At 64.2% G+C, this 26,958-nt stretch carries 26 protein-coding genes and 2 pseudogenes; 14 read left to right on the top strand and 14 right to left on the bottom strand.

From position 1 onward, the window contains the following. Nucleotides 1-84 precede the first annotated feature (84 nt). The 4 genes from otsB to IGS74_RS03520 all read left to right on the top strand — a co-directional run bounded on the left by otsB (nucleotide 85) and on the right by IGS74_RS03520 (nucleotide 3,669). Nucleotides 85-819 (top strand): trehalose-phosphatase, encoded by a 735-nt coding sequence (otsB, locus tag IGS74_RS03505; protein WP_039195339.1) that lies wholly within the window; start codon nucleotides 85-87, stop codon nucleotides 817-819. Next, nucleotides 816-2,240 carry a trehalose-6-phosphate synthase gene (locus tag IGS74_RS03510; RefSeq protein WP_192389372.1) on the top strand — a complete coding sequence of 475 codons (1,425 nt, stop codon included), beginning with the start codon at nucleotides 816-818 and terminating at the stop codon, nucleotides 2,238-2,240. Before otsB ends, IGS74_RS03510 begins: the two co-directional genes overlap by 4 nt. A 98-nt stretch (nucleotides 2,241-2,338) precedes the next feature. Continuing rightward, entirely contained in the window at nucleotides 2,339-2,977 is a 639-nt protein-coding gene (eda, locus tag IGS74_RS03515; protein ID WP_039195214.1) for a bifunctional 4-hydroxy-2-oxoglutarate aldolase/2-dehydro-3-deoxy-phosphogluconate aldolase, read from the top strand. An 8-nt stretch (nucleotides 2,978-2,985) separates the two neighbouring features. After that, a complete protein-coding gene (locus IGS74_RS03520; protein WP_192389373.1) occupies nucleotides 2,986-3,669 on the top strand; it encodes a GNAT family protein in 684 nt (227 codons plus the stop codon). A 263-nt stretch (nucleotides 3,670-3,932) separates the two neighbouring features. Here the strand turns inward: IGS74_RS03520 and IGS74_RS03525 are convergent, their stop codons facing one another. The 4 genes from IGS74_RS03525 to IGS74_RS03540 all read right to left on the bottom strand — a co-directional run bounded on the left by IGS74_RS03525 (nucleotide 3,933) and on the right by IGS74_RS03540 (nucleotide 7,010). Next, the gene (locus tag IGS74_RS03525; RefSeq protein ID WP_192389374.1) at nucleotides 3,933-4,376 is read right to left on the bottom strand and encodes a hypothetical protein; all 444 of its coding nucleotides are present in this window, start codon (nucleotides 4,374-4,376) and stop codon (nucleotides 3,933-3,935) included. Nucleotides 4,377-4,437: 61 nt separating this feature from the next. After that, nucleotides 4,438-5,418: a 2-hydroxyacid dehydrogenase gene (locus IGS74_RS03530; protein WP_192389375.1), complete on the bottom strand. Its 981-nt coding sequence runs from the start codon at nucleotides 5,416-5,418 to the stop codon at nucleotides 4,438-4,440. Nucleotides 5,419-5,455: 37 nt separating this feature from the next. Then, entirely contained in the window at nucleotides 5,456-6,466 is a 1,011-nt protein-coding gene (locus IGS74_RS03535; protein WP_039195219.1) for a LacI family DNA-binding transcriptional regulator, read from the bottom strand. Between the two features lie 67 nt (nucleotides 6,467-6,533). Continuing rightward, the gene (locus IGS74_RS03540; protein ID WP_192389376.1) at nucleotides 6,534-7,010 is read right to left on the bottom strand and encodes a MarR family winged helix-turn-helix transcriptional regulator; all 477 of its coding nucleotides are present in this window, start codon (nucleotides 7,008-7,010) and stop codon (nucleotides 6,534-6,536) included. Between the two features lie 172 nt (nucleotides 7,011-7,182). On the opposite strand from IGS74_RS03540, the gene IGS74_RS03545 reads away from it, so the two are divergent. Together IGS74_RS03545 and IGS74_RS03550 are read left to right on the top strand one after the other, a co-directional pair. Continuing rightward, nucleotides 7,183-8,319 (top strand): GTP-binding protein, encoded by a 1,137-nt coding sequence (locus IGS74_RS03545; RefSeq protein ID WP_192389377.1) that lies wholly within the window; start codon nucleotides 7,183-7,185, stop codon nucleotides 8,317-8,319. Continuing rightward, nucleotides 8,319-9,296, top strand: a complete 978-nt coding sequence (locus tag IGS74_RS03550) for a WD40 repeat domain-containing protein (RefSeq protein ID WP_192389378.1) — start codon at nucleotides 8,319-8,321, stop codon at nucleotides 9,294-9,296. Before IGS74_RS03545 ends, IGS74_RS03550 begins: the two co-directional genes overlap by 1 nt. A 35-nt stretch (nucleotides 9,297-9,331) precedes the next feature. Here the strand turns inward: IGS74_RS03550 and IGS74_RS03555 are convergent, their stop codons facing one another. Then, nucleotides 9,332-10,999: an HWE histidine kinase domain-containing protein gene (locus IGS74_RS03555; protein WP_192389379.1), complete on the bottom strand. Its 1,668-nt coding sequence runs from the start codon at nucleotides 10,997-10,999 to the stop codon at nucleotides 9,332-9,334. On the opposite strand from IGS74_RS03555, the gene IGS74_RS03560 reads away from it, so the two are divergent. Next, a complete protein-coding gene (locus tag IGS74_RS03560; RefSeq protein ID WP_192391908.1) occupies nucleotides 10,998-11,738 on the top strand; it encodes a hypothetical protein in 741 nt (246 codons plus the stop codon). The genes IGS74_RS03555 and IGS74_RS03560 overlap by 2 nt on opposite strands. Before the next feature lie 83 nt (nucleotides 11,739-11,821). Here IGS74_RS03560 and IGS74_RS03565 read toward each other — a convergent pair whose 3' ends face one another. Next, nucleotides 11,822-12,760 (bottom strand): hydrogen peroxide-inducible genes activator, encoded by a 939-nt coding sequence (locus tag IGS74_RS03565; RefSeq protein WP_246722866.1) that lies wholly within the window; start codon nucleotides 12,758-12,760, stop codon nucleotides 11,822-11,824. 107 nt (nucleotides 12,761-12,867) lie between these two features. On the opposite strand from IGS74_RS03565, the gene katA reads away from it, so the two are divergent. The 5 genes from katA to IGS74_RS03590 all read left to right on the top strand — a co-directional run bounded on the left by katA (nucleotide 12,868) and on the right by IGS74_RS03590 (nucleotide 19,652). Continuing rightward, a complete protein-coding gene (katA, locus tag IGS74_RS03570) occupies nucleotides 12,868-14,370 on the top strand; it encodes a catalase KatA (protein ID WP_192389381.1) in 1,503 nt (500 codons plus the stop codon). A gap of 121 nt (nucleotides 14,371-14,491) precedes the next feature. Then, the gene (locus tag IGS74_RS03575; protein WP_192389383.1) at nucleotides 14,492-15,793 is read left to right on the top strand and encodes an RsmB/NOP family class I SAM-dependent RNA methyltransferase; all 1,302 of its coding nucleotides are present in this window, start codon (nucleotides 14,492-14,494) and stop codon (nucleotides 15,791-15,793) included. Beyond that, nucleotides 15,793-16,461 carry a 5'-methylthioadenosine/S-adenosylhomocysteine nucleosidase gene (locus tag IGS74_RS03580; protein ID WP_192389385.1) on the top strand — a complete coding sequence of 223 codons (669 nt, stop codon included), beginning with the start codon at nucleotides 15,793-15,795 and terminating at the stop codon, nucleotides 16,459-16,461. Before IGS74_RS03575 ends, IGS74_RS03580 begins: the two co-directional genes overlap by 1 nt. Before the next feature lie 60 nt (nucleotides 16,462-16,521). Beyond that, nucleotides 16,522-18,078 carry a glutamine-hydrolyzing GMP synthase gene (guaA, locus tag IGS74_RS03585; protein ID WP_039195230.1) on the top strand — a complete coding sequence of 519 codons (1,557 nt, stop codon included), beginning with the start codon at nucleotides 16,522-16,524 and terminating at the stop codon, nucleotides 18,076-18,078. Between the two features lie 317 nt (nucleotides 18,079-18,395). Continuing rightward, nucleotides 18,396-19,652 (top strand): tyrosine-type recombinase/integrase, encoded by a 1,257-nt coding sequence (locus tag IGS74_RS03590; protein ID WP_192389387.1) that lies wholly within the window; start codon nucleotides 18,396-18,398, stop codon nucleotides 19,650-19,652. Here the strand turns inward: IGS74_RS03590 and IGS74_RS03595 are convergent. Beyond that, the gene (locus IGS74_RS03595; RefSeq protein WP_246722868.1) at nucleotides 19,642-19,935 is read right to left on the bottom strand and encodes an AlpA family phage regulatory protein; all 294 of its coding nucleotides are present in this window, start codon (nucleotides 19,933-19,935) and stop codon (nucleotides 19,642-19,644) included. The genes IGS74_RS03590 and IGS74_RS03595 overlap by 11 nt on opposite strands. 110 nt (nucleotides 19,936-20,045) lie before the next feature. Between IGS74_RS03595 and IGS74_RS03600 the strand changes: the two genes are divergently transcribed. Continuing rightward, on the top strand, nucleotides 20,046-20,837 hold the full coding sequence (locus IGS74_RS03600; RefSeq protein ID WP_206688210.1) for a DUF2971 domain-containing protein: 792 nt from the start codon (nucleotides 20,046-20,048) through the stop codon (nucleotides 20,835-20,837). A 31-nt stretch (nucleotides 20,838-20,868) separates the two neighbouring features. Here IGS74_RS03600 and IGS74_RS03605 read toward each other — a convergent pair whose 3' ends face one another. From IGS74_RS03605 to IGS74_RS20190, 7 genes and pseudogenes are all read right to left on the bottom strand, one after another. After that, entirely contained in the window at nucleotides 20,869-21,084 is a 216-nt protein-coding gene (locus IGS74_RS03605) for a DUF2274 domain-containing protein (protein WP_192389389.1), read from the bottom strand. Between the two features lie 2 nt (nucleotides 21,085-21,086). After that, on the bottom strand, nucleotides 21,087-22,235 hold the full coding sequence (locus tag IGS74_RS03610; protein ID WP_192389391.1) for a TrbI/VirB10 family protein: 1,149 nt from the start codon (nucleotides 22,233-22,235) through the stop codon (nucleotides 21,087-21,089). After that, entirely contained in the window at nucleotides 22,232-23,191 is a 960-nt protein-coding gene (trbG, locus tag IGS74_RS03615) for a P-type conjugative transfer protein TrbG (protein WP_192389393.1), read from the bottom strand. Before trbG ends, IGS74_RS03610 begins: the two co-directional genes overlap by 4 nt. Beyond that, nucleotides 23,188-23,877, bottom strand: coding sequence for a conjugal transfer protein TrbF (gene trbF, locus IGS74_RS03620; protein ID WP_192389395.1), 690 nt, complete (start codon nucleotides 23,875-23,877; stop codon nucleotides 23,188-23,190). The genes trbG and trbF overlap by 4 nt, the downstream gene beginning before the upstream one ends. Next, a pseudogene (locus tag IGS74_RS03625) lies at nucleotides 23,874-24,149 on the bottom strand (P-type conjugative transfer protein TrbL); the annotation flags it as partial. The pseudogene IGS74_RS03625 and the gene trbF, both read right to left, overlap by 4 nt. Next, nucleotides 24,138-24,317: pseudogene (locus IGS74_RS03630) on the bottom strand (hypothetical protein); the annotation flags it as partial. The pseudogenes IGS74_RS03630 and IGS74_RS03625, both read right to left, overlap by 12 nt. A gap of 354 nt (nucleotides 24,318-24,671) precedes the next feature. Next, nucleotides 24,672-24,986, bottom strand: a complete 315-nt coding sequence (locus IGS74_RS20190; RefSeq protein ID WP_246722869.1) for a DUF736 domain-containing protein — start codon at nucleotides 24,984-24,986, stop codon at nucleotides 24,672-24,674. 680 nt (nucleotides 24,987-25,666) lie between these two features. Between IGS74_RS20190 and IGS74_RS03640 the strand changes: the two genes are divergently transcribed. Beyond that, nucleotides 25,667-26,938, top strand: coding sequence for a DNA cytosine methyltransferase (locus IGS74_RS03640; protein ID WP_246722871.1), 1,272 nt, complete (start codon nucleotides 25,667-25,669; stop codon nucleotides 26,936-26,938). Nucleotides 26,939-26,958: the final 20 nt, after the last annotated feature.

A 26,958-nucleotide genomic window follows, 5' to 3' on the forward strand; every position in this document is an offset into this window, starting at 1 on the left:
CGGGCGGCAAGCCCGGCCTTTGTCCGTCTGCCCGTCGGGCGGGGGGTGGCTATCGCAAACCGCTCGCCTATGTTCAGGGGCGAGATGCAAGCCAGAACCCAAATTGACTTCAGTCGCCATGCCCTGTTCCTCGACTTCGACGGCACACTCGTCGATTTCGTCGACGATCCGTCGGCCGTTTCCATTCGTCCAGCGACGCTGCGAAGCCTGATCGCGCTGCAGGCCGCGCTGTCCGGCGCGCTCGCCATCGTCAGCGGCCGGCGCATCGCCGATCTCGACCGTTTCCTGTCGCCGCTGGAATTCGCAGCCGCCGGCGTCCACGGGCTGGAGCTGCGGCCAGCGCCGGGCGATCCTGTCGAGCGGATCGCCAGCCCGCAGGATCTGGACACCGTCCGCGCCGCCCTTGCCGAGGGGGTTGCGGGGGATGCCGATCTGACGCTGGAAGACAAGGGAACGGCGCTCGTCCTGCATTACCGGACCGCGCCCCATCGCGGGCAGGATGCCGGACGCCTGATGGACGAGGCCGTGTCCGGTGTGCCGGGCTTGAAGGTCATGCATGGCAACAACATCGTCGAAGTTCATCCCGCGGGAATGGACAAGGGTGCAGCCGTCCGCAGGCTGATGCGCGATGCGCCCTTTTCCGGCCGCAGGCCGATCTATATCGGTGACGACACGACGGACGAGTTCGCCTTCGCCGTGGTTCCCCAGCTTGGTGGCGCCGGCATCAAGGTGGGCCCGGGTGCGACGGCTGCAACGGAGCGGCTGGACGATGTCGCAGCCGTCCAACGCTGGCTGGCAGAGGCTGGAGAGCGCATATGAGCGGGGAGGCGAAAAGGCTGGTCGTGGTTTCCAACCGCGTCGGCCCTCTCAACGACGAAGGCAAGGCCGGGGGCCTGGCGGTGGGCCTTGCGGATGCCCTGCGCCGGCGCGGCGGCCTGTGGTTCGGGTGGAGCGGCGATGTCTCGCCGCAGGGCACCTTCAGCGAACTGAAGACCGAGATCGTCGGATCGACGGCGCTCGTCACCATCGATCTCAACGAGGAAGAGCTGGCCGGCTTCTATTACGGCTATGCCAACCGCTCGCTTTGGCCGTTGCTCCATTACCGCCTGGATATCGCGCAGTTCGACCGGCAGTCCGATCGCATCTATCGCTCGGTCAACCAGCGCTTCGCTGCAAGGCTGTTTCCCCAGCTCGACGAAAGCGACATCGTCTGGGTCCATGACTATCATTTCTTCTATCTGGGTTCGGAACTGCGGCAATGCAGCTTCAAGGGCCGGCTGGGCTTCTTCCTGCACATTCCGTTCTGCCCACCCGAGATCCTGACCGCTTTGCCGGCCAGCCACGACCTCGTGCGTGCCATGCTCGCCTATGATGTCGTCGGCTTCCAGACGGCGCAGGACAGGCGCAATTTCGTGGCCTTCTGCATCCAGGAGCTGGGCGGCGAGGAACTCGACAATGACCGGGTCCGGGTCTCGGGCCGCACCATTCGCGCCAGCGCCTTCCCCATCGGCATCGACGCCGAAGGCTTTGCCGAGTTCGCGCTGAGCCCCGAGGCGGTCGAGCACGAGGACATGGTGCGCGATATCGCCCATGGCCGGCACCAGATCGTGGGCGTCGACAGGCTCGATTATTCCAAGGGCATCATCGAGCGGCTGCGCGGATTCGAACAACTGCTGGAGGACTACCCCGAAAACCGCGGCGCATCGCAGTTCCTCCAGGTCGCGCCGCTGTCGCGGGCCGAGCTGGACGCCTATGCGGAACTTCGGGTGGAAGTGGAGCAACTGGCCGGCAACATCAACGGCCGCTTCGCCACGCTGGATTGGACGCCGGTCCAGATCATGACGCGCGGCTTCACCCGCCGGGCGCTGGCCGGTATCTACCGTGCCGCGCGCGTCTGCATGGTGACGCCGCTGCGCGACGGCATGAATCTCGTCGCCAAGGAGTATGTCGCGGCCCAGAACAGCGACGACCCGGGCGTACTGGTGCTGTCGCGCTTTGCCGGCGCGCGGGAGGAACTGGGGCAGGCGCTGATCGTCAATCCTTACTCGTCGGAAGACGTGGCAAGGGCCATGCAGCGGGCCCTGACCATGTCCCTCTCCGAACGCAAGGAACGCCACGACGCGCTGCGGCGAACCGTTTTCAGCAATACCGCCGGGCACTGGTGCGCCGCGTTCCTGTCCGCGCTGGAGGACGACCGGCCCGAAGTCGCCGCGCAGGGCGACCCGGTCATCAAGGGCTGATATCGGGCGGATCGCTCCCGCTTCGGCGTAAAATGCTCTAAAAGCTCGGGCGAGCGAGTCGCGATGCGGTTGCCGCATGTCCATGAGAGGGAAGTGATATGGCGCAGAAGACGGATGCCTTGCGGACGGTGCTGACGGGACAGGCCGTCATTCCCGTGGTTGCTGTCGACAGCGCCGCTGCGGCGGTGGACCTTGCCCGTGCGCTTGCGGCGGGCGGCCTTCCCGCCATCGAGATCACGCTCCGCACGCCGGCGGCGCTGGACGCCATCCGCGCCGTTGCATCCGATGTGCCGGAGGCCATCTGCGGCGCCGGCACGATCCTGACGCCGCAGCAATACGACGCCGCCGAAGAGGCCGGGGCCACCTTCATCGTATCGCCCGGCGCGACGGTGGAGGTGCTGGATGCCGCCAAGGCCGGCGATGCGCCTCTTCTGCCCGGCGCGGCAACGCCCAGCGAACTGATGGCGATGATCGAGGAAGGCTACGAGATCCTCAAATTCTTCCCGGCCGAGCAACTGGGCGGCGTCGCCTATCTCAAGGCGCTCGCCCCCGTGTTCCAGAACATCAGCTTCTGTCCCACCGGCGGCGTATCGCCGTCCAATGTGCACGAGTATCTCTCACTGCCGAACGTTATCTGCGTCGGCGGATCCTGGGTCGCGCCGAAAGACCGGCTTGCGGCCGGAGATTTCGCTGCCGTCACGGCCCTGGCGGCGGAAGCTGCGGCCTTGCGGCGCTGAGAGCCGCGATGCGAATGGACCTGTCGCACTACACGCCGCGCCCGCACCCCGGCATGGCACCGATGGCGGGCCGCTTCGCGGATGTGGTGCGCGTCGACCACGCCCATCTGCGCGATCTCTACAAGGCTTTCACGCAGCCCGGCGGTGAGCGGCTCTGGGACTATCTGCCCTACGGGCCCTTCGCGGATTACGAAGCCTTCGAGCGGTTTGCCGAGGCCACCTATTTCGGCGACGATCCATGCTTCTACAGCGTGATCGATCGCAGCAGCGGACAGGCGCTGGGTGTCCTGGCGCTCATGCGGATCGACCGCGCAAACGGCGTCATCGAAGTGGGCAATATCTGCTTTTCGCCGGCGCTGCAGCGCAGCCGGATCGCCAGCGAGGCATTCCACCTCGTCTTGCGGCGTGTCTTCGGCGAGCTGGGATATCGTCGCTACGAGTGGAAGTGCCACAACGAGAACGCACCGTCCCACGCGGCCGCCAGGCGCCTCGGTTTCCGGTACGAGGGCCTGTTCCGCCAGCATATGATCGTCAGGCACCGCAACCGCGACACGGCCTGGTATTCGATCATCGACGCCGAATGGCCGGCGCTGGACGCCGCCTATGCGGCCTATCTCGACGATGCGAATTACGACACGGAGGGCCGTCAGGCCCGCCCCCTGCGCCGGTTCATAGCCGGGGCGACCCGTTAGAGCGTTTCCCGTTCATATGGGATCACTCTGCCGGAGGCGCTTCGGGCCACAATCGAGGTGGGTGTCGAAGGCCATACTGGTGTATGACCAGGATGCACGCCGAAGACGGCGGCTCGAATGCCCCGGCCCTTCGGGCTTCCCGGGGGCGGACGTCCGCGGCGTCAGCCGGACTTGCCCGTACCGCCGGTACGGCCTGCGTCGCCTTCCTGGCGGGCCATCCGGCCTCGGAGAAACAGAGTGGTTCCATATGAGCGGGAAACGCTCTAGCCCTTTGCGGGCACGACGGTAATCAGCGCGGTGTCGGGATAGACGCTTTCGTAAAGGACGCCATCGCCCGGCAAGAACTCGAGCACCGTACGGCCCGTGTCGTCGGCCATCAGCAGGGTCCCATCCGCGCCGACGCGCCAGTAAGCGGCCTTGGACAGGTCGCTCGAGGATGCGCATTCCGGCCCCATGGCGATGCGCTGCCAGGAGCCGTCGACACCCGTCGGTTCCGGAACCTTGCAGCTTGCGCCGTCCCGCAGATCGATGAAGCGGAGCGCCTTGCGCTCCGCGCCGTCGACCCGGTGCACCGAATTGGTGATCTCCGGTGATGGCGACAGGGACGACAGCAGCGACTCGTGTGCGGCCACCGTGGCGCCCTGCATATTCGACACCGCGATCACACCGGCCAGGCCGATCGAAAGAACCATCACGGCGTAATTCATGGCGATCCCTCCTTCTCGATCAGAAGGTCGGAAGTATAGCTTTCTTAAGCTTACCCAAGAGTTAACCGTGGCGACGAACACCGGCCGAAACGCATTCGGAAACGGGGGTCAGGACGTCCTTTCCGGAAAACCATGCCTTCAGGTTCTGGACGACGAGGCTGCCCATCTCGTTGCGCGTGTGGTGCGAGGCCGACCCGACATGCGGCAGAAGCACGGCATTCGGCAGGTCGATCAGCGCCTGTGGAACCTTCGGCTCCTTTTCGAAGACGTCGAGGCCGGCCGCCATGATGGTACCGTCCTTCAGCGCGGCGATCAGGGCTTCTTCGTCCACGGTCGTTCCGCGGCCGATATTGATGAGAATGCCCTTCGGCCCGAGCGCCTTCAGCACCGCCGCATCGATGGCCTTGTCCGTGGACGCGCCACCCGGCGCCGCGACGATCAGGGTGTCGACTGCGGCGGCCAGCTCTTCCAGCGACCCATGATAGGCGTAGGGCACGTCGTCCCGCTTGCTGCGGTTGTAATAGGCGATCTCGACACCGAAGCTCTCGAGGCGCCTGGCGATGGCGATGCCGATGCGTCCCAGCCCCATGATGCCCACGGTGCGGCCGCGCAGCGTACCGTGGGTGAGGGGGTACGGCCCCTCGGCCTGCCATTTTCCGGCGCGTAAGTGGCGCTCGGCCTGCGGCAATTCGCGCACCGTCATCAGCAACAGGCCGAGTGCGGTGTCGGCGACTTCCTCGGTCAGGACGTCGGGCGTATTGGTGACCATGATGCCGTGGGCGGCGGCGTGGGCCGCATCGACGCTGTCATAGCCGACGCCGAAACTGGCGACGATCTCAAGCGCCGGCAGCGCATCCATCATCGCGGCGGACACGTTGCCGAAGGACGCGATGCCGCGAATTTGGGCCTTCTCCTCGTCCGACAGTTCGGAAAGATCGCGTTTCTGAAATTCGCGGACCGCGAACAGCGCCTCCAGGGCTTTGCGGGATTCGGCGTGGAAGCCGATCGGGACGAGCACGGGCACTGTCTTGAGGTCTGTCATTTTCAGTCGTTTCCTTCGTGTGGGGGCGGGCTTTTCGTCAAAGCCCCTCGGTGGATTGCCTGACCTTGATCTGCGGTGTGATCAACTCGACCGATTCGACGGCCGGGGCACCGTTGAGCCGGGCCAGCAGCGCGGCTGCCGCGCGGCGGCCCACTTCGCTCTGGCCATTGGCGACGGTGGTCAGCGACGGCATGGCGATGGCCGCCTCGTCGATATCGTCATAGCCCGTGACGGCAATGTCGACGCCGGGTCGAAGGCCTTCGCGGGCCAGCCCGTACATGAAGCCGAGCGCGACGAGATCGGAGAAACAGGCGACGGCATCGGGCCGCTCGGGCAGGCGCAGGAAGCCGGCGACGGCGTCGAAGCCCGAGTGGCGGCTGCGCGGTCCGGGGATGCGCCATTCCGGCCGATAGGCGATGCCGGCCTCCGCCAGCGCCTCGCGGTAGCCGCGCTCGCGTTCGCGGCCGGTGGAAGTGAGGTCCGTGCCGCCCACCATGGCGATACGGCGATAGCCCTTGCCGATGAGATGATTGACCGCCAGGCGCATGCCATAGCTGTCGTCGCCGCTGAAAGAGGTGACGCCGCAGCCTTCGACCGTCCGGGCGATCAGGGTGACCGGCAGGTCGTTCTGCTCGGCAAGATGGATGTCGGGGGCGGGCGTCCCGATGGCGGGGGACATGATGAGGCCGTCCGCGCCGAGCTGCAGCATCGTATCCACGAAGGCGCGCTGCTTGGAGAGTTGGTCGTAGTGATTGCACAATACGAAGGTCTGGCGATGCCGGTCGAGTTCGTTTTCGATGGCTTTCAGGATCTCGCCGAAGAACGGGTTCATGATGTCGCTGACGCAGACGCCGATGATTCCCGATTTCGACGTACGCAGGCTCGCGGCGCGCCGGTTGTAGATGTAGCCGGAGGCGCGCGCCTCTTCCTTGATGCGCTCACGGGTCGACTCGGCCACCAGCGGGCTGTCACGCAACGCCAGGGACACGGTTGCGGTGGACAGGCCGAGCGCCTCCGCAATCGTCGACAATTTGACCTTTTGAGCCACCGATCTCCCGAGACATTCGATCCGGCAGTGAATCTGCCTGAACGATCCTTAAGCGATGGACCGCTTTTCATGCAACAGAGGAGTGCGAAGCCGCCTCGACTTCATCGCTTTCCTTTTCGGGCGGCGCAAGGTTGCGGGCCATCTTGGCGAGCAGCTTGCGCAGCCGCCGGCGCTGCTTCTGGCTGAATCCGGCAAGCGCGGCCTCCTCCATGTCGCGCTGCGCGCGCCGTGCGGCGCCTGCCGCCAGACGGCCGCTGTCGGTCAGGAAGGCGAAGTTCTGACGGCGGTCTTCGGTCGACGCCCGCTTTTCCAGGAAGCCTTCGGCGGACATGCGCCCCACGGTCTTGGTGATGGTGGGCGCCGAGACGCCAAGCTTCGAGGCCAGCTCCGCCAGGGATTGACCGTCACGCTCGGCAAGCGCGAGAAGCAGCGCGTCCTGGCCAGGATGCAGGCCAAGGCCGGCCAGGTGCCGCGCCAGCAACTGGCGCTCCGCCCGCGCGGTCACGGTCAGCTGGCGCAGGATGGATGTCTTGCCCTTCTTCATGGCGCGCCTTTCCGCAGAAGCCTTCGTTGCGAAGCCACTTTTGCAGGGGCGTCGCCGGCCCGTCCATAGCAGGGGCGGCCAGAACCTGCATCCTTGCCAAAATCATCCGTGCAATCGTGGCGCCGGCTCCTTATATCGGTGTCCAACCTATCCGCAGGAGACAGGCAAGCCCATGTCGCGCACAGACAACGCCGCCGCCGAACAGGTTCCCGTAACCGTGTTGACCGGCTATCTCGGCTCCGGAAAAACGACACTCTTGAACCGGATTCTCACCGGCGATCACGGCAAGCGCTATGCCGTCATCGTCAACGAGTTCGGTGAGATCGGCATTGACAACGACCTGATCGTGGAGACCGACGAGGAAATCTACGAGATGAACAACGGCTGCATCTGCTGCACCGTGCGGGGCGATCTCGTGCGGGTGGTGGAAGGGCTGGTGCGCCGCAAGGGCCGGTTCGACGCGATCATAGTAGAGACCACCGGTCTGGCGGACCCGGTTCCCGTGGCGCAGACCTTCTTCATGGACGACGACGTGCGCGCGCGCACGCGCCTCGATGCCGTGGTGGCCCTTGTCGATGCCAAGCATCTTCCGCTGCGCGTCAAGGACTCGCGCGAGGCCGAAGACCAGATCGCCTTCGCCGACGTCGTCATCGTCAACAAGACCGATCTCGTGACGGCCGAAGAGCTTGCCGCCGTCGAGGCTACGGTGCGTGCCATCAACCCGCACGCGCGCATCCATCGTGCCGCCCGCGCCGAAGTGAACCTTGCCCGGGTGCTGGACCAGCGCGCATTCGACCTTTCGCGGGTGCTGGATGAGGACCCTGCCTTCCTTGAAGAAGCGGCCCATGCCCATGACGATCACGTCTGCGGGCCGGACTGCGATCACGGCCACCATCACCACCACCATCATCATCATGGCGATCACGATCATCATCATCACGACCATGAGCATCACGACGGTCACCATCACCATGGCGAGGTCGCGGCCATCCACGACGTGACGGTAACGTCGATCTCGCTCAAGGGCGGCGAGATGGACGAGAAGGCCTTCTTTCCGTGGATACAGGCGCTGACCCAGACCGAGGGCCCCAACATCCTGCGGCTGAAGGGCATCATCGCCTTTGCCGGGGATTCGGACCGCTACGTGGTGCAGGGCGTGCACATGATCATCGAGGGCGATCACCAGCGCGCATGGCGCGACGGCGAGCCGCGTGAAAGCCGCCTGGTCTTCATCGGCCGCGAACTGGATCGTGCGCGGCTGGAAGCCGGCTTCACGGCCTGCCTGGCGAAAGCGAAGACGCCCGCCTGATGCCACAGATCGCTCCGTACGAGTTCGACACTTTCGTCGCCTGCGCGACCTTCCTGGGCGACGACCCCTTCTTCGCGCTCGCCGACGGTACGGTCCGGCGGATGCAGGGCGGGGAAACCGTCATCGAAACCAACCCGGCCGGCCTGGTGGTGGCAAGGCGCGACGAAACGTCGAACCGCATCCTCTGCGGCGGCGAGGACGGGCGCGTCGTCGCGCTTGCCGCCGACGGCCAGGCCGTGGAGCTGGCGTCGATCGGCCGCAAATGGATTTCCTCGGTCGCCGGCGGTCCGTCCGGCGCGGTCGCCTTCACCTCCGGGCGCACGGTCCATGTCCGCCTGCCCGACGGCACCGTGAAGACCCACACGCATGACCGCTCGGCCGAGGACGTGGCGTTTGCTCCCAAGGGCATGCGCGTCGCCTTCGCCCGCTACGACGGCGCGAGCCTCTGGTTTCCGGCCATGCAGGCTCCGCCGACCGGGCTCGAGTGGAAGGGCGCGCACATGTCCGTGTGCTTTTCTCCCGACGGACGATTCCTGGTGACGGCAATGCAGGAGAACGCGCTTCACGGCTGGCGCCTGGAAGACGGAAAGCACATGCGGATGACGGGTTATCCGTCCAAGGTGAAGGGCTGGTCCTGGTCGGCCAAGGGCAAGTATCTTGCCACGACCGGCGCTCCGGCGGCCATCCTCTGGCCATTCTCCGGCAAGGAGGGCCCGATGGGCAAGGTGCCGCTGGAGCTGGGTACACGCGGCGACACGATGGTGACAAGCGTTGCGTGCCACCCGGGCGACGACATCCTGGCGATCGGCTATGCGGACGGGATGGTGCTTGCGGTTCGCTTCGCCGACCAGAAGGAGGCGCTGCTGCGTCGCGGCGGCACCGGCGCAGTGAACAGCATGACCTGGCACCGCGAGGGTCGTCTCCTGGCTTTCGGAACGGAGTCCGGCGAGGCCGGCCTCATCGACATCGCCGCCTGAGAAGCGTCCGCACGGCTCATCGCAAGGCGCCCGGCTTACCGGTCTTCCGCCTCGTCCTGGCCAAGGTGCACCGGCGCCTCGATGACGAGGCTGGCTCCATCCGGGGGAAAGGTCAGCTCGACCGTTCCCCCGATCTCGACCGGCAGGGACTGCCGGATCAGCTTCAGGCCCAGCCCGAAGCGGCGCGGCGGCTGCACCGCCGGGCCGCCATGCTCCTTCCAGCTCATCCGGAGGTGTGGGCCGGACGGCGTCATCGAAACCGACCAGTTCAGATCGACAGTGCCGGTGTCGCCGCTGAGGGATCCGTGGCGGATCGCATTCGACAGCATTTCGAACAGGGTCAGCGACAGGGCAAGGCTCTGCCGGGCGGACAACGGCACGTCGGGCCCGCCGTAGTGGATACGCTTCGTCACGTCGCGGTCGGCCATGATCCGGTCGACGACGGCGCGCAGCGGGGCGCTGGTCCAACTGGTCGTCGTCAGGATCTCGTGCGCCTCGCGCAGGGCCGCCAGCCGGGCCACGAAGGCCTCGAGGCCCTCTTGCGGGGTCGCCGCCCGGCGCATCGTCAGCCCCGCCAGCCCCTCCACCATGGCAAGCGTGTTGTTGACCCGGTGCCGCAGTTCCCGCGTCATCAGGGCCTGCTTCTCCTGCCCCGTCCTTTCTTCCGTGACATCATGCACCGCCCCCACGAAGCGGACGACGCGTCCTTCTTCGGCAACGGTCTGCGCTTCGAGGCGGACGTGCCGGATGCCGCCGTCGACACGGTTGAAGCTGCGGAACTGCAGGTCCAGAAGGCTTTCCGCAGCCGAGGCGAGCGCCTTCTCGACCTGGGCCTTTACCGCCGGACAGTCTTCCGGGGTGATCGACCCCAGGAGATCGTCCGGAAAGGTCGGCTCGGCCGTCTCGGCAATGCCGAAGATGGCCCTGCATCTTTCGTCCATGTCGAACGCGCCGGACAGGGGGCGGTAGTCGAGCGTGCCGATCTCGGCCGCCTCCTGGGCCAGTCGAAGCCGCGTTTCCGTTTCGATCAGCTGCCGTTCGGCAAGCCGGCGGCGGCTGTAGGTCCAGGCGCGGTTGAGGATATCGCGGACGAAGGCGAGCTGCTCCGCGTCCCAGTTGCGGGGGCGGGAGCTGAACAGAAACAGGATGATCCGCACGCGACCGTCTTCCACCACCGCCATGTCGATCATGGCCGCGACGTTCAACCCCTGCCAGACTTCAATGTTGTCGCGGGTCGCCGGGTGCAGGTGCACATCTTCCACAACCAGCGTGCCGTCCTGGGTGAGTCTGTCCACCAGCCGCCGCTCGATCCGGCCGATCTTCCCGGAGGACGGGATGGGGGGCGAATTGCCGTCGGTCCATTGCGCGGTGACCGCGAAGTACCGGTCGTCATCCGTAATGGCGGCGTATCCCGCCTGGCCGAGCTCCAGCGTCTCGCCTATGATGGCCAGCGAGCGCGCGGAATAGTCGACGGCATCGCCCAGCTGCTCGACGCCTTCGTCGCCCAGGCGCAGCAACGCGGCCTGCATGTTGCGCCGGCGCTTTTCCTGAGTGATGTCGATGATGGCCCCGGGAAACCGGATCGGATTGCCGAGGGCATCGTGGAAGCAGCGCCCCTGCGCCGATACCCAGTGGACGTCGCCCGAACGGTCGATGGTGCGGTATTCCAGGGCGAAGGGCTGGCCCGATACCTTTGCGCCCATGATCCGGCTTCGGGTCGTCTCCCGGTCGTCGGGGTGGACGCCCGCCAGGAAACGCTCGACGGGGGCCCGTCGCCGCGGATGTCGGCAGTCCGAAGAACTCGCGGAACTTGTCGTCGGCGTAGACGAGGTCGTTGACGACGTCCCAGTCCCAGGTGCCGACGAGGGACGACGAATTGAGGGCATAGTCCAGCCGCTCGCGGCTTGCCTCCAGCTCATGCTGGATACGCCGCTCTTCCGTCCGGTCGCGGAGGATGTGCAGGAAGCCCGCCAGGGCATCGCTGTCGTCCCGCAGGACCATGACTTCCCCCGACGCGAAGAAGTGCATGCCATCGGCGCGGCGATGCCAGCGCTCCTGCCGGGTCGAGCTGGAGGCGAGGGCCGCCCGCATCGCTGCCGCCGGTACCTTGGCAAGGATATCGGCCTCGGTGAAGATGTCCTCGATCGAGCGACCGACCATCGCCTGTTCGGACCATCCGAACAGCATGGACGCCGATTCCGTCCACAGCGTGATCCGGCCGTCCAGATCGGTCGCGATGATGGCATAGTCGACGATGCTGTTGACGATCAGGCGGTAGCGCGAGCGGCTTTCGTTCAGGGCCTTGCGCGCCAGGGCCAGCTCCGCCTCGAGCGCGGCAATGCGTGCTTGCGCCGCATCGAGGGCGTCAGGCTCGGGCATCGGAACGGGCGCACGGAGCAGGCATCGGAGCGCAATCGGCTAATCGCAATGATCGTCAGCTAAACGTGTATCGGTCGATTCCGCAATCACTACTCGTGGTTCTCCTGCGTTCGACTGATCTCGAAGGGAATATGCTCAATCAAAAGTTATAGGCGCTCGCCAGAGTCGACATAATGCAGGCTCCTGGCCTGCTCGTCCGCAAGGACGCCTGCGATGCACGCGCCCAAGGCGGTGAAACCCGGCTCACGGCCGGACGACGCGCGGTATGCCAGCGCCAGCCGGCGCATCGGCTGCGGTGCATGGAACGGCAGGAAGTCGATACCGCCATTGCGACCTTCCGCGGCCAGTGCAAGCAGCGGCGCCAGCGTCACGCCGAGCCCGCCGGCCACCATGCGCAGCAGCGTCGCAAGGGAGGTGGCGCCCAACGATGCCAGGTCGCGGGTTTCCACGATCTTGCACACGGCCAGCGCCTGGTCGCGCATGCAGTGGCCTTCTTCGAGGAGGATCAGCCGTTCGTTGACCAGCGCCTGCGGCCGCACCGGCGACGCGATGCGCGCCGCATCGGCGCTCGGCACCGCCAGGTAGAACGGGTCGTCGACGAGTTCGACGATGCGGAAGGAGGGGTCCGTGACCGGAAGCGCGACGAGGGCGCAGTCCAGGCCGCCGGCCGACAGATCCGCCAGAAGGCGCTCGGTGACATTTTCCTTGAGGCCGAGGTCGAGGCCCGGAAAGCGTGTCGAGGCCCGCGGCAGGAGTTCGGGCAGGAGATACGGTGCGACTGATGCGATGACGCCCAGCCGCAATTGCCCGGTCAGGCCCTCGCGCCGCCCTGCCATGGCCTCGAGGTCCCGGATTTCGCCCATGATCCGCCGGATGCGCTGGCGGATCGCGTCACCTTCCGGCGTCAGGACCACGCCCGATGGGCGGCGCTCGAAGAGCCTGACCGCAAAATCCGCTTCCATCTGCGCGATCTGGCCGGAAAGGGCCGGCTGCGTGATGTTGAGGCGATGCGCCGCGCGTCCGAAGTGCAGCGCGTCGGCAAGCGCTTCGAAATAGCGCATCTGGCGTACGGTGAGCATCGTCATCAGATAAACTGATCGCGATGCAATGTAAATACGATTGGAATTAATCGAGAAAGGATGTTGGAACGGCTCCAGCTTTCGCCTGTTGGGCGGCAGAACGGAGACTGATCATGACCGACCGAAAGACCCTGACGACGACTGCCGGCTCGCCGGTGCCCAACAACCAGGACACATGGACGGCCGGTCCGCGGGGCCCGGCGCTTCTGCAGGACTACCAGCTTATCGAAAAGCTGGCGCATCAGAACCGCGAGCGCATCCCCGAGCGCGTCGTGCACGCCAAGGGCTGGGGCGCCTTCGGAACGCTGACGATCACCGGCGACATCTCGCGCTACACCAAGGCCAAGGCGTTGCAGCCGGGTGCCCAGACGCCGATGCTGGCGCGCTTCTCCACCGTTGCCGGCGAAATGGGTGCGGCAGACGCCGAGCGCGACGTGCGCGGCTTCGCCTTGAAGTTCTACACCGAGGACGGCAACTGGGACCTCGTGGGCAACAACACGCCCGTCTTCTTCGTGCGTGACGCGTACAAGTTTCCGGACTTCATCCACACGCAGAAGCGCCACCCCAAGACCAACATGCGTTCGCCGACCGCCATGTGGGACTTCTGGTCGCTGTCGCCCGAGAGCCTGCATCAGGTGACGATCCTGATGTCGGATCGCGGGCTGCCCGTCGCGCCGCAATTCATGAACGGCTACGGCTCGCATACCTTCTCGCTGTGGAACGACGCAGGCGAGCGCTACTGGGTGAAGTTCCACTTCAAGACCCAGCAGGGCCACAAGCACTTCACCAACGAAGAGGCGGACCAGGTCATCGGGCGCACGCGCGAGAGCTATCAGGAAGCCCTGTTCGGCGGCATCGAGAAGGGCGAGTTCCCGCGCTGGACGCTGCAGGTGCAGATCATGCCTGAGGCGGATGCCGAGAACACCCCCTACAACCCGTTCGACCTGACGAAGGTCTGGCCGCATGCGGATTATCCCCCCATCGATGTCGGCGTCATGGAGTTGAACCGCAACGCGGAAAACTACTTCGCCGAGATCGAGAACGCGGCCTTCTCGCCGTCGAACATCGTGCCGGGCATCGGCTTCTCGCCCGACAAGATGTTGCAGGCACGCGTCTTCTCCTATGCCGACGCGCATCGCCACCGCCTTGGCACGCATTATGAGACCATCCCGGTCAACCAGCCGCGTTGCCCGGTGCATCACTACCATCGCGATGGCCAGATGAACGTCTATGGCGGCATCAAGACCGGCAATCCCGACGCCTATTACGAGCCGAACTCGGTCAACGGTCCGTTCGAGGACAAGTCGGCGCAGGAGCCGCCTCTGCGTATTTCGGGCGACGCCGCCCGTTACGACCACCGCGCGGGCAATGACGATTTCGGCCAGCCGCGCGCCCTGTTCAACCTGTTCGACGAGGGGCAGAAGGCGCGGCTCTTCGCCAATATCGCGGCGGCGATGGGCGGCATTCCGGAAGAGATCGCCGAGCGGCAGATCGCCTTGTTCGACAAGGTCCACCCGGATTACGGGGCCGGGGTTCGCAAGGCGCGCGCCGAATTCGCCGGCCGCGAGCCTGCCATTTCGGTAACGCCGGCCACACCGCAGCAGGCCGCAGAGTAACCGGGCGCAGGCCTGCGCATCGAGGGGGCTGCCCGGCGACGGGCGGCCCCTTTTTCTATGGGCTTGCCGATGCCGGGTCCCTTCGATACCAAGCGGCAGCAACGACCTCAGGATCTTGTCCATGCGCCTTGGCGGAAGAATCGCGGCTGCGATCGAAATCATCGAAGACATGGATAGCCGGCGCCGCCCCGTGGCCGATGCGCTGAAGGATTGGGGCCTGTCGCATCGCTTCGCCGGCTCCGGCGACAGGGCGGCCATCGGCAATATCGTCTACGACGTGCTGCGTCGGCGCCGTTCGCTGGGCTGGCGCATGGGCGACGATACCCCCCGCGCGCTGGCTTTCGCGGCGGTCGTGGATGCCGGCCTGCCGGTGGACGATCTTGCGTCGGCGCTCGCGGGCGACAGGTTCGCGCCGCAGATGCCGCATCCGGATGGGTTCGTGCGCCTGGCGCAGGTGCGGCTGGACGATGCGCCGGACGCAATTGCGGCCGACGTGCCGGATTGGCTGGCCGTCGCGCTGGCACGCTCGCTCGGCGATGACTGGGTGAGCGAGGCGCGCGCCATGGGCGATCGCCCGCCGCTGGACATGCGCGTCAACACGCTGCGCGCCACCCGCGACGACGTGCTGGCGAAGCTGGCCCCGTTCGGCGCCGTACCGACGCCGCACGCGCCCCAGGGGCTCAGGATACCGCCGATAAAGGGGGATGGACGCCATCCCAATGTGCAGGTGGAGGAATCCTTCCAGACCGGCCAGTTCGAGATCCAGGACGAAGGGTCGCAGATCGCGGCGCTGCTGGCCGGGGCGCGGCCGGGTATGTCGGTTCTCGATTACTGCGCCGGCGCCGGCGGCAAGACGCTGGCTTTGGCGGCGGACATGGCCGGGCAGGGCAGCATCCACGCCTACGACGCGGATCGGCAGCGGCTGGCCCCCATCTGGGATCGGCTTCGCCGGGCCGGTGCCGAGGCGATCGCCGTTCACGCGCCGCGCGACGATCTTTCGCCCCTTGCTGGGACGATGGACCTGGTACTGGTGGATGCGCCGTGTACCGGGTCGGGCACCTGGCGGCGCCGGCCGGATGCGCGCTGGCGGCTGACGGAGCAGCAGCTTCACCGCCGCATGGCCGAGCAGGAGAAGGTCCTGTCGGCGGCCGCGCAGTATGTCAGGCCCGGCGGGCACCTCGCCTACGTGACGTGCTCCGTCCTGGAAGAGGAGAACGGCGCGCGCGTCAGCCGCTTCGTGGAAATGCACCCGGACTTTCGCGTCGAGGATGCGTCCATCCTCTGGCAACAGGCGCTGCCCGATGCGGACTCCCCGTACATTCCCACCGACGTCGCAGGCGGCCGCGCAATGACGATGACGCCGCATCGCACCGGCACGGACGGGTTCTTCTTTGCCCGGCTGGCCCGCATTGGAGACGCATGATGAGCGAGGCGCGGATCTCATTGCTGGCCGGAATGCCGACCCTGTTCGTCATGGCGGCGATGCCGGAATACGGGCCGCAACTGCGCAAGCGCATCCAGCCGGCCATCGTCGGCGTCGGGCCGGTGGAGGCGGCGCTCGAGACCGGTCTGGCCCTCCGGCTGGCGCAGGAGGCCGGCACCATGCCGGGCCTCGTGGTGTGCCTCGGCTCGGCCGGCTCGCGCATCCTGCCGCAGGGAGAAATCTACCAGGCTTCGAGCGTTTCGTGGCGCGACATGGATGCCTCGCCGCTCGGCTTCGACAAGGGGCAGACACCGTTCACCGATCATCTCGTCGAAACACCGCTGGAGACGCCCTTGCCCGGGGTTCCCTCCGCTCGTCTGTCGACCGGCTCCGACGTGGTGACGGGATCGCGTTATCTGGCCATCGACGCCGACATGGTCGACATGGAAAGCTTTGCCGTCATGCGCGCCTGCCAGCGCTTCGGCGTGCCGATGGTGGCGCTGCGGGGGATATCGGACGGCGCCGCTGACCTTCGGCGCTACGAGGACTGGACGCATCTTCTGGACGCGCTGGACGAACGCCTGGCGATCGCCGTGGATACGCTGGCGGTCGTGCTTGCCGGGGGATGGCGCCCGGCGCCGATCGCCGCCGATGCGGGCGGCGTCTGACCCATCCTCGTCGCAGAAAAAGCCCCTTGCCTTTTGGGCGGCTTTATCTAGAAGTTCGCCATGACCCAGCACCCCGACACTATCCTCATCATCGACTTCGGCTCGCAGGTGACGCAGCTCATCGCGCGGCGCGTCCGCGAGGCGGGCGTCTACTCCGAGATCGTCCCCTTCCAGTCCGCGGCGGAAGGCTTCGCGCGGTTGAAGCCGAAGGGCGTGATCCTGTCCGGCTCGCCGGCTTCGACGACCGAGCAGGACTCTCCGCGCGCCCCGCAGGAAATCTTCGATGCGGGCCTGCCGGTTCTCGGTATCTGCTATGGCCAGCAGACCATGTGCGCCCAGCTCGGCGGACGGATCGAGGGCGGCCTGCACCGCGAATTCGGGCGCGCCTTCGTCGAAGTGCAGAAGAATTCGCCGCTGTTCGAGGGCGTGTGGGCCGAAGGCACGCGGCATCAGGTCTGGATGAGTCATGGCGACAGGGTCACGGCGCTGCCCGAGGGCTTCGAGATCGTCGGGGTTTCGCCCGGGGCGCCCTTCGCGGCGATCGCCGATGAGGGGCGGCGTTTCTACGGCGTGCAATTTCACCCGGAGGTGGTGCACACGCCGGATGGCGCACGGCTGATCTCCAATTTCGTGCATCGGATCGTCGGCCTGAAGGGCGACTGGACCATGGCCGCCTTCCGCGAGCAGGCGGTTGCGGAGATCCGCGCGAAGGTCGGCGACGGGCGGGTAATCTGCGGGTTGTCCGGCGGCGTCGACTCCTCTGTTGCCGCGATCCTGATCCATGAAGCGATCGGCGACCAGCTGACCTGCATCTTCGTCGATCATGGACTGATGCGCCTGAACGAGGCGCAGGAAGTGGTCACGATGTTCCGCGACCATTACAACATTCCGCTCGTGCACGTCGAAGCGCAGGATCTCTTCCTCGACGCGCTGGAGGGCGAACTCGACCCGGAGGTCAAGCGCAAGACGATCGGCCGGCTCTTCATCGAGACATTCGAGGCGGAAGCCGCCAAGATCGGCGGCGCCGACTTCCTGGCGCAGGGGACGCTCTACCCGGACGTCATCGAAAGCGTGTCCTTCACCGGTGGCCCATCGGTGACGATCAAGTCGCACCACAATGTGGGCGGGCTTCCCGAGCGCATGAACATGAAGCTGGTGGAGCCGCTGCGTGAGCTGTTCAAGGACGAGGTCCGGGCCCTTGGGCGGGAGCTGGGCCTACCGGAGCAGTTCGTCGGGCGGCACCCCTTCCCCGGGCCGGGCCTTGCGATCCGCTGTCCGGGAGGCGTCACGCGGGAGAAGCTGGACATCCTGCGGCAGGCCGACGCGATCTATCTGGACGAGATCCGCAAGGCCGGGCTGTACGATGCGATCTGGCAGGCCTTCGCGGTGCTGCTGCCGGTGCAGACGGTCGGCGTGATGGGTGACGGGCGGACGTATGAATTTGTCTGCGCCTTGCGGGCAGTGACGTCGGTGGACGGCATGACGGCGGATTTCTATCCCTACGACATGGAATTCCTCGGCAATGCGGCCACCCGCATCATCAACGAGGTCCGCGGCATCAACCGCGTCGTCTATGACGTGACTTCGAAGCCCCCGGGCACCATCGAGTGGGAATAATTCGCGCCTACCCAAACGCCGCCGATAACCGCCGATTACCCTCCATAAAGCGCTGAAAATAAAGAATTTTCTTTCCGGCGTCTTTCGCCGTCAATTGCTGGGAAAGCCTCGCGATCGACGGCGGAGCTGACGGTATGGGGCGTCTTGTGACATCGCGGAATTGCATATACCGTCATGGCTAGAGAGCTTGTGACGGTATTTTTTTGATCTTATTCCATTGAGGATAAAGGAAAATTCGCCGTCAGGATTGGTCGATTTTGGCCTGACGGTATTTTTAGGGGCTCTCTGGCGTTTTTTTAACGATCTAGGAGGGTCAGATGCTCACCGATGCGGCAATCAAAGCACTGAAACCAAGGGACAAATTATACAAGGTCACTGACCGTGACGGTATGTATGTCGTCGTGAACCCGTCGGGCGCCGTCGTATTCCGCTATGACTATCGTATGCACGGTCGACGGGAGACCTTGACCCTCGGCCGATACGGGCCGGCGGGCCTCTCTCTGGCCCGTGCGCGGGAAAAGCTGATCGACGCGCAGCGTTCGATTCAGGAAGGGCGGTCGCCTGCCCAGGAGAAGCAGCGCGAGAAGCGCCGCATCAAGGAAGCAAAGAGCTTCGGCGAGTTTGGCGAACGCTGGCTGCAAGAGCACCGGATGGCCGAAAGCACCCGCGCGATGCGCCGCTCGATCTACGAGCGGGACATTCTGCCGACGTTCCGCAATCGGCTGCTGACGGAGATCACGCCCGAGGATCTTCGGGCGATTTGCGACAAGGTGAAGAAGCGGGGAGCGCCGGCCACGGCGATCCATGTTCGTGACATCGTGAAGCTCGTCTTCGCCTTCGCGAAGCTGCACGGGGAGAAGGTGTCGAACCCCGCCGAAGAGGTCGGGCCGGCGTCGATCGCGACGTTCGTTCCCAAGGACCGCTCGCTCTCGCCCGCCGAAATCCGGGTCATGCTCGGCCAGCTTGAGCATGTGGCGACGTTGCCTACCATCCGGCTCGGCCTGAAGCTGATCCTGCTGACGATGGTCCGCAAGAGTGAGCTGCAGGATGCGGTGTGGGATGAGGTCGACTTCGAGAATGCGGTGTGGTCGATCCCGAAGGAGCGGATGAAGCGTTCCAAGCCGCACAACGTCTATCTGTGCGAACAGTCGCTCGACATCCTCGTCACGCTCAAGACCTGTGCCGGCAATTCGCGCTACCTGCTGCCCTCGCGCTACGACGCGGATGCGCCGATGTCGCGCGCGACCTTCAACCGCGTCACCTCGGCAGTCGTCGTGCAGGCCAAGAAGGCGGGGTTGCCGCTGGAGCCGTTCACCGTGCATGACCTTCGCCGCACGGGCTCGACGCTGCTCAACGAGCTGGGCTTCAATAGCGACTGGATCGAGAAGTGCTTGGCCCACGAGGACGGGCGCTCTTCGCGCGGCGTCTATAATAAGGCCGAGTATGAGCACCAGCGCCGCCACATGATGCAGGAGTGGGGCAATTTGATTGACGCATGGGTCGGTGGACAGAAGTACACCCCGACGCTCTATCCGGCTTCTATGGACCTCCTAGCCCCGGAGCCTAACCTTTGACGGGCCGGAATTTCCTGAGCTTCACATCAGGAGACGGAGCACGTTTGATAGCTTTGTCTCTGGAGGCTTGGCGACGTTTTTCAAGCCAAGCCTCCACCTCGGCCAAGTCCCAAACCACGCACCGGGCCGTCAGATAGAACCGTTGGGGAAATTCACCCCGTTGCTCCATGTCGTAGATTGTAGTGTCAGCAAGGGGAACGAGTTCTCGAAGTTGATGCCTGCGAATCGTCCGTTTACCCGGCGCAAATGTCGGATCACTCATCTTCATAACCTCGGTAGCCATGTTCAACGGGATTCCGGGCAACTGGAGGCTCCCGAAACTAGGCGAACCATGCAGCGAGGTCGGCGGCCTGTAGCGTGCCGCGTTTGCGCCTATGCGCTGGCGGCACCCCCTTGATCATCATCCAAGTTAAATTTAGGATTTCTGTTTGTGCGAAAGTCGGTGGGGGAGCGATGACTTACAGGAATTATATTAACTTAACCGAAAAACAAAAAGATACGCCAATATACCGAGTATTTCCGGTGGGAAGATTTATTCAGATTTTGACGACAGGGAATCTAACCCTTGTGAAGCCCAAAAAATGGGACGATCCTTTTGAAAATATACTATTATCATCAAAATTCAAGATAGGAAGAGAATTGGCTGAAGTTTCAGCAAGAGACTCCGTCTATGGTCAATGCTGGACTTGGCACAGGGAAACCGACGCAATGTGGAGAATTTATTCTCCAAACAAAGATGGTGTCCGTGTCAAATCGACGCCGAGAAAATTACTGGAGTCATTAAGAAAGTCATGCGGAAAATTTTCCGATGTTCAGTGCTTCATCGGTGGAGTTAAATACATATACAAAAAAGATATGAGGGAGAAATTTGAGAATATTAACATATTTTCAACAGACGGCTCTGGAATTGCAGAATCTCTTCTTTATAAACGGAAAGAATTCTCGCACGAAAGAGAAGTCAGAATAATATATTCCGGAAAGGACGGAGAGTGTGAGAGAGATATTTTTGAATTCCAGATCGATGTATCGAAAACTATTGATAGAGTTCTATTTGATCCAAGAATGAGTGAAGATCTCCGTAGATCATATATAGAAGCTATAAAATCTCTCGGATATAAATCTGAGATAAAAAGGTCCAGCCTTTATGATCCGCCTGAGCAGCTAACTATAAATACATCTCAGTAACGGCAGAAATAAAAGGTTTTTATAGGTAAGATCAATTTCGCCGTGCTTTGGCAAAACCGCGATCCGATGCTATGAAGTGTTGAAGCATAGGCACGATGAGCCTGACGGGATCAGCGGCGGGCTGGCCGCTCTTGCGGGCCAGCACTTCGGCATAGGCGATCAGATCACGTTGAAGCGGTGCAGGCAGTTCCACCGTCACCTTTACCGGCTTGTCGTCGGGTAGCGGCCCGAGTTTCAGCTTGGTCATGGTCAATCTCCTGCCGGCTCGAACACAAGATCGCGGGTGACGATGATCCTGACCGGAAAGCCCGGCCGGATGGTGAGCGTCGGCGCGACCTGCAATTGGCGCTGGACAATCTGCTGACCGGCCTGGTTGATCGTGTCCTGCGCGCCGTCGCGGATGGCGCGGATCAGCCGGTCATTGTCGTCGGTCGCGAGTTCCGCGCCGACGCCGAGCAGGGTCGAGAGCGCGGCGGCCTTAGCGAGATCCCACCAGTGATAATCGACACCATCCTCCAGGCCGGCATAGCCCTGGGTATCGGCGCCTGGCTGGCGCTCAAGAACCATCGAGCGCCCGTTAGGCATGATGAGGCGGTTCCAGACGAGCAGCACGCGGCGCTGGCCGATCTGCACCGCGTTGTCATACTGACCGATCAGCCTAGTGCCTTGCGGCACGAGCAGGATGCTGCCCGTCGGGCTGTCATAGATGTTCTCCGTCACCTGCGCGGTGATCTGGCCGGGAAGATCCGAACGGATACCGGTGATGAGCGCGGCTGAGATGACGGCTCCGGCTTGCAGGACGAAGGGCGATGCCGGCGGCGTGACGCGATCCGGCGTCACGGTGCGTCGATCGACCGCCGCATTGAGGAAAGCAAGCTGCCGGTCCTGGGCGCTCGGTTGCCCTGTGGCGGCGCTGCCGGGGTCAAACCCCGCAAGGCCGGGCGTGGCTCCCGGCGTCGCGGCGGCCGTCGAGCCCTGCCGCGACTGGAAGAAGACGGTGCTGAGGCGCGCGGCTTCCTCCTCGGCGCGGCGGAGTTGCTCGGCCTCGTCGACGCCCGGTGTCGGAACGACAGGTGGCACGACGGGCTGGCCGGCATTCTGCGCGGACAGGATGGGGCCGCCCAGATCGCCCGGCAACGCCGGTCCAAGAATGGGAACTGTATAGTCGCGTGGCAGTCCGGCAAGACCATCGGCGGGCTGGCGGTTGGACGTAGAATATAGCTCCTGACCGTCATCGCCGCCCGTGCGCGTCTGGAGCGCATAGATCAGCGCGCCGCCGATCCCGACCATGGCGACGGCCGCGAAGCTGGCGAGCATCTTGCGTGACAGGCGCGTGACTCGGGGCGCTTCGGCACGCAGGCGCATCGGGGCGGTGTTGGTGTTGTCGGGATCGCTCATGACTGCGGCCTCCCATCCGTGCGGACGATCCTGACGGTCTGCTGGCTCTTGCCACCGCCAAGACGCAGCTCGGCCGCGCCGAACAGGCGGTCGACGATCAGGATGTGTTGGTAGACGCGGCTGTTGGCGATCTGTGCCTCGCCTTCGGGGCCAATGACGAAGATCGGCGGCATTTCACCCTGCACGATCCCGCGCGGAAACTCGACATAGACACGGCGGCCGTCGTCATAGACAGCAACGGGCTTCCATGGCGGATTGCTGGAGCCGGTCAGGCCATAGCGATAATTGCGTGCGGCTACGGCCGGAATGACCGGCGTAGCCGGAACGGCTTGACGCCCGCCACCTGGTGGCTGCGGGTAGGACCAGGCCACGGCGGGCATATATGGCTTCTCGCCGGAGCGCAGCTCGACCATGTAGGTGCGCCGGTCGGTGGTGATAACCAGATTGGTGGTGATGTCGGCGCGCGTCGGCTTCACCAGCACGTGGACGCGACGGGCGACACCGGAGCCGGACTCGGTGTCGCCGATGATCCAGCGGGCGGTGTCGCCGGCGGCGATCGGTCCAGGGCCGGTCAGGCTCTCGCCCGGTTCGAGCGCGATATTGGTGATCTGGCCTGGTGCGGCATAGACCTGATAGAGCGCGCCTTCCGACCACGGATAGACCTGAATGGCATTGAAATAGCCTTCGCGGCGCGGCTGCACGCGGGCGGCGGCATTGGCGTTCTCAACGCGGCCGGTCGCCGTGCTGGCAGTCTGGCCGCCGCGTGCGACTGTCCACGCCGGCGGGACATGGATCGGCCTCAGCCGCTCGTCCGTCACGGCGGCGGGAATAGCCGGCAGCGGCGGTACCCTGTTGTCGTAGCTGATTTCTGGCGGACGGTTGGTGGCGCAGCCAGCCAGCATGGTTGCGGACAGCAACAGAGCCGGAATGGTGGAGGTGCGAAGGACTGGGCTCATTGGCTCAGCTCCCGAGACCAGTTAATGGCGTTGACATAGATGCCGAGCGGATTGGCTTTCAGGCGTTCGGCGTCTCGGGGCGACTGGAGGACGATGGTCAAGATAGCCGTCCACCGCTCCGTCGTCGCGAGCTTGCCATCCTCGTAACGGCGCTCGGTCCAGGCGACGCGGAAGCTGTCGGCCGAGGCGCGAATGACGCTTGAGACCTCAACGGCGATCTGCTGCTTGCCCACCTTGGTGAAGGGGTCATTGGTGCGGGCATAGTCGTTGAGGGCGCCCGCCCCACGATCGGTCGTCCATTCATAGGCCCGAAGCCAGTTCTGGCGCACAATGATCGGATCGGCGGGGATGCTTCTGACCTGCTCGATGAAACGGGCGAGATGCCACGCGATCTGCGGATCGGTCGGGCGGAAGTCGGCAGTCGCCGGGGCGACGGTCTGGGCCTGGCCGAGCTTGTCGACCTGCACCACCCAGGGAACGACAGTTCCCTGCACTGACTGCCAGACAAGTGCGGCGGCGAAGCCACCAGAGAGAACCAGCGAGCCGAAGGCCATTAGCCGCCAGTTCTTGGCCTGCACACGGGCCGAGCCGATGCGCTCGTCCCAGAGCTGCGCGGCCTTCTGGTATGGGGTCTCGGGTTGCGGGGTTTTGCCGTAATGCGTGGCGGGTCGTCGAAACAGGTTCATGAGTGGTCACTTTCGGAAAGGTTGACGGAAGAGCCGGAGCCGTGGCCGTCGCCGGAGCGGACGGCATGGGTTGTGGTCTGGACGCCATGCGAGAGGCGCTGCGAGCGCTGCATTCGCTTCGCCCAATCGGGCTGGTCCTTGGCGGTGTGGATGGCGGAAGCGGCGTCGGCCGCCGCATCGGAAGAACCGCCGACTGTCCCCATGGTGGAAGAACCGCCCGTGACGCCGAAGCCGCTTTTCACGCCATCGGAAAAGCTGGCCTTGACGCCCTCCACGATGTCGATGGTGGGGACATAGACGTAACGCTCGGAACGGCTGTCATGCGCCTCGCGGGCGAAGATGGACGGGACGTGCCGAAACAGGGCCTCATTGTCGAGCGGTTCGCGTCCGCTGATCTGGTGAGCATTGCGGCCGAACCGGGTGGCGAGCTGGTGATACATGTTCTTTCTCCTGTGGGCTTGGGTTGGAGCGCAGCGCTGCGCTGCAACCCTGCCCGTCGGCGAGACCGGGGGGTGCAAGGTGCAAGGGCACCGGGACGGAGGGGGATCACCCGGCCTGCACGGAACGGAGGAACGGCGTGGAGGAAGGCCGGGGAACCGTCCCGGTCGAGAGTCAGCGATCCCTTGCGCCGCGCCGGGGGGAGACCCCCAAGCAAGCCGCCCGGCCAGCACGGAGCGGAAGCCGGGCACGAGATCCGATCGGGAGTCCCGTTCTCCCGATTCCCTGTTCCTTGAAGGTGGCGGACATGAGCATGAAGAAGCCCCGCCGCGGCGGGGCTTCTTGAGGGGCCGGTCTTACTCGCCGTTGCGACGGGACCAGATGAGGTTGTGGCTGCTGCCGTCCTCGGCTTCGACCAGGCTGGCGTAGATCGGGGCCGGGAAGCTCGGATCGTCCAGCTTGACCGAGAGGTATTCGCGACCGGTTTCGCGGGCGGTCTTGTTCCAGGCGGCGCCGAACTCGGTCGCGCCGGCGAAGATGACGCCGGACTTCGCAACAGGTGAACAAAAGCAGCTGCAATGGCGCGCCTTCGTTGCGGACTTTGCGCACAATCCGCGCGAGCTCGCCGATGTCGTGAGAGAAATAGCTGAATTCCTGACACCGCATGCCATCTCAGCATCGAGAATGGGCCGATGAGCGGCTTGATTTCAAGTGCTGGGCTTGTGGGGCACGAAAAGGCAGTCGCGCTGCGCCTCGAGCCTGACGTTCGGGCCAGACGCACTCACGGCGGCTGTCGCCAAGGGTCGCCACGACGCGGTGCGATGCACCCAGTTGGCACACAACCGTTTTAAGGGGAGCCGCGCCGCAAGCTCACTATTGACCTCCGGTGACGAGTCCAACATTATATTCATGGTTTGTTCTCGATCGTGGGCTCCGGCGTCAACGCGGATTCGAGCCTCCGTATGAGATTGGACTCCGGCGACGTGCGTCAATGGCGCGCAAACACCGGATTTCCGAAAATCTGGAGACCTGATGTCGGCGAGTCTTATTCTCGGCAGTTCCATTGCCAGAGGTCGGGCAAGTCAGAGGAAAGTAGTCGGCCACTAAAGCAAGCGTCACATAAAACGACCGGAAAAATACTTCAATAAAGCGCAGAAAGCGGCCTTTAGCGTGGAATTTACTGCAGTTACAAATTGTCAGCAATGGGTTGGTAGCCTCTGGACTTGGAGCGGGACAGAGGATTAAATGGCGCGCCGAGCGCCCGCGCACCTGCGCGGGCGCTCGGCTGTGAATCGGCCTTCGACGATACTTTTCCGGCTCGGACCGGCGTGGGAGAAAACTGGGGACGAGCGTGCATATAAGTAGTGATCAGCCTGTCTTTATCGATGCTTTCGCGGGCTGTGGCGGCCTCAGCCTGGGCTTGCTGCGGTCCGGGTGGCGGGGCATGTTTGCGATTGAGAAGGATGCATTTGCATTCGACACGTTAAAAACCAACTTGATCGATCCCGGCGCGCGGTTTCGGTACGATTGGCCAAATTGGCTTGAGCAGCAACCATGGACTATCGAATCGCTGATGGAGGCACATGGGGACAAGCTTTCAGCTCTTCGTGGCCAAATCGATCTCCTTGCCGGAGGGCCACCCTGCCAAGGGTTCTCAAGTGCAGGCCGTCGACGGCAAGGCGACCCGCGGAACGAACTGGTCGAACGCTATTTGGAGTTTGTTGATCTCGTGCTCCCCAAAATGGTGCTGATCGAAAATGTGCGTGGGATTACCTATGACTTTGTTGATGATGATGGGCGTGTGCCGCCTCGGAACTTCGCGGCAGAACTGATTGCCCGGCTTGGCCGCCACTATCATGTCTATAAGGACACAGTTCGGTGCTCCGAATACGGGGTGCCCCAGCAGCGGCCTCGCTTCTTCCTCGTAGGCATGCTGAAGGCTGAGATGCGTAAGCTGTCGCGCCGCGATGACCCGTTTGCTCGGCTGCGATCATCAAAGGTTCGCTTCCTCGCAGAGCGGGGACTTCGATCAAGGGTGAGTTGTAAGCAAGCGATTTCCGACTTGGAGCGCACGCACGCAGGCGCGGGCCCTTGTCCAGATTCCAAGGGATACGAAGCGTTGCTGACAGCTCACCCACGCACGGCCTACCAGTGCTTGATGCGGGATGGATTTGCTGGTGCTGTTCCAGATACCCGGCTTGCCAAGCATCGCGCTCATATCGTCGAGCGCTTTACAAATATCATCGCGGATTGCAAGTCAGCTGGTCGGCTCAGTGTACAACTGAACCGCGAGATGCGGGATCGCTATGGGATAAAGAAGATGGCGACCCGTGTACTGGATCCGGACAAGGCCGCCCCGACGATAACCAGCATGCCGGATGACCTGCTCCATTATTCGGAGCCCAGGACGCTGACGGTCCGCGAAAATGCGCGGCTGCAGACCTTCCCGGACTGGTTTGCGTTCCAAGGAAAGTACACGACCGGAGGCGAACGCCGAGCTCGCGAGGTGCCGAGATTCACCCAAGTGGCTAACGCAGTTCCACCACTGATCGCAGAGATGTGGGGAGAAGTTCTACTGAAGTATCTGGCTGCGGCGAGAAGAATTGACAGGTTGGCCGCGTAGAATGGGCGGCGATGAAAGGG

It is taken from the genome of Aureimonas sp. OT7, assembly GCF_014844055.1.
GTDB classification, from domain to species: Bacteria; Pseudomonadota; Alphaproteobacteria; order Rhizobiales; family Rhizobiaceae; genus Aureimonas; species Aureimonas altamirensis_A.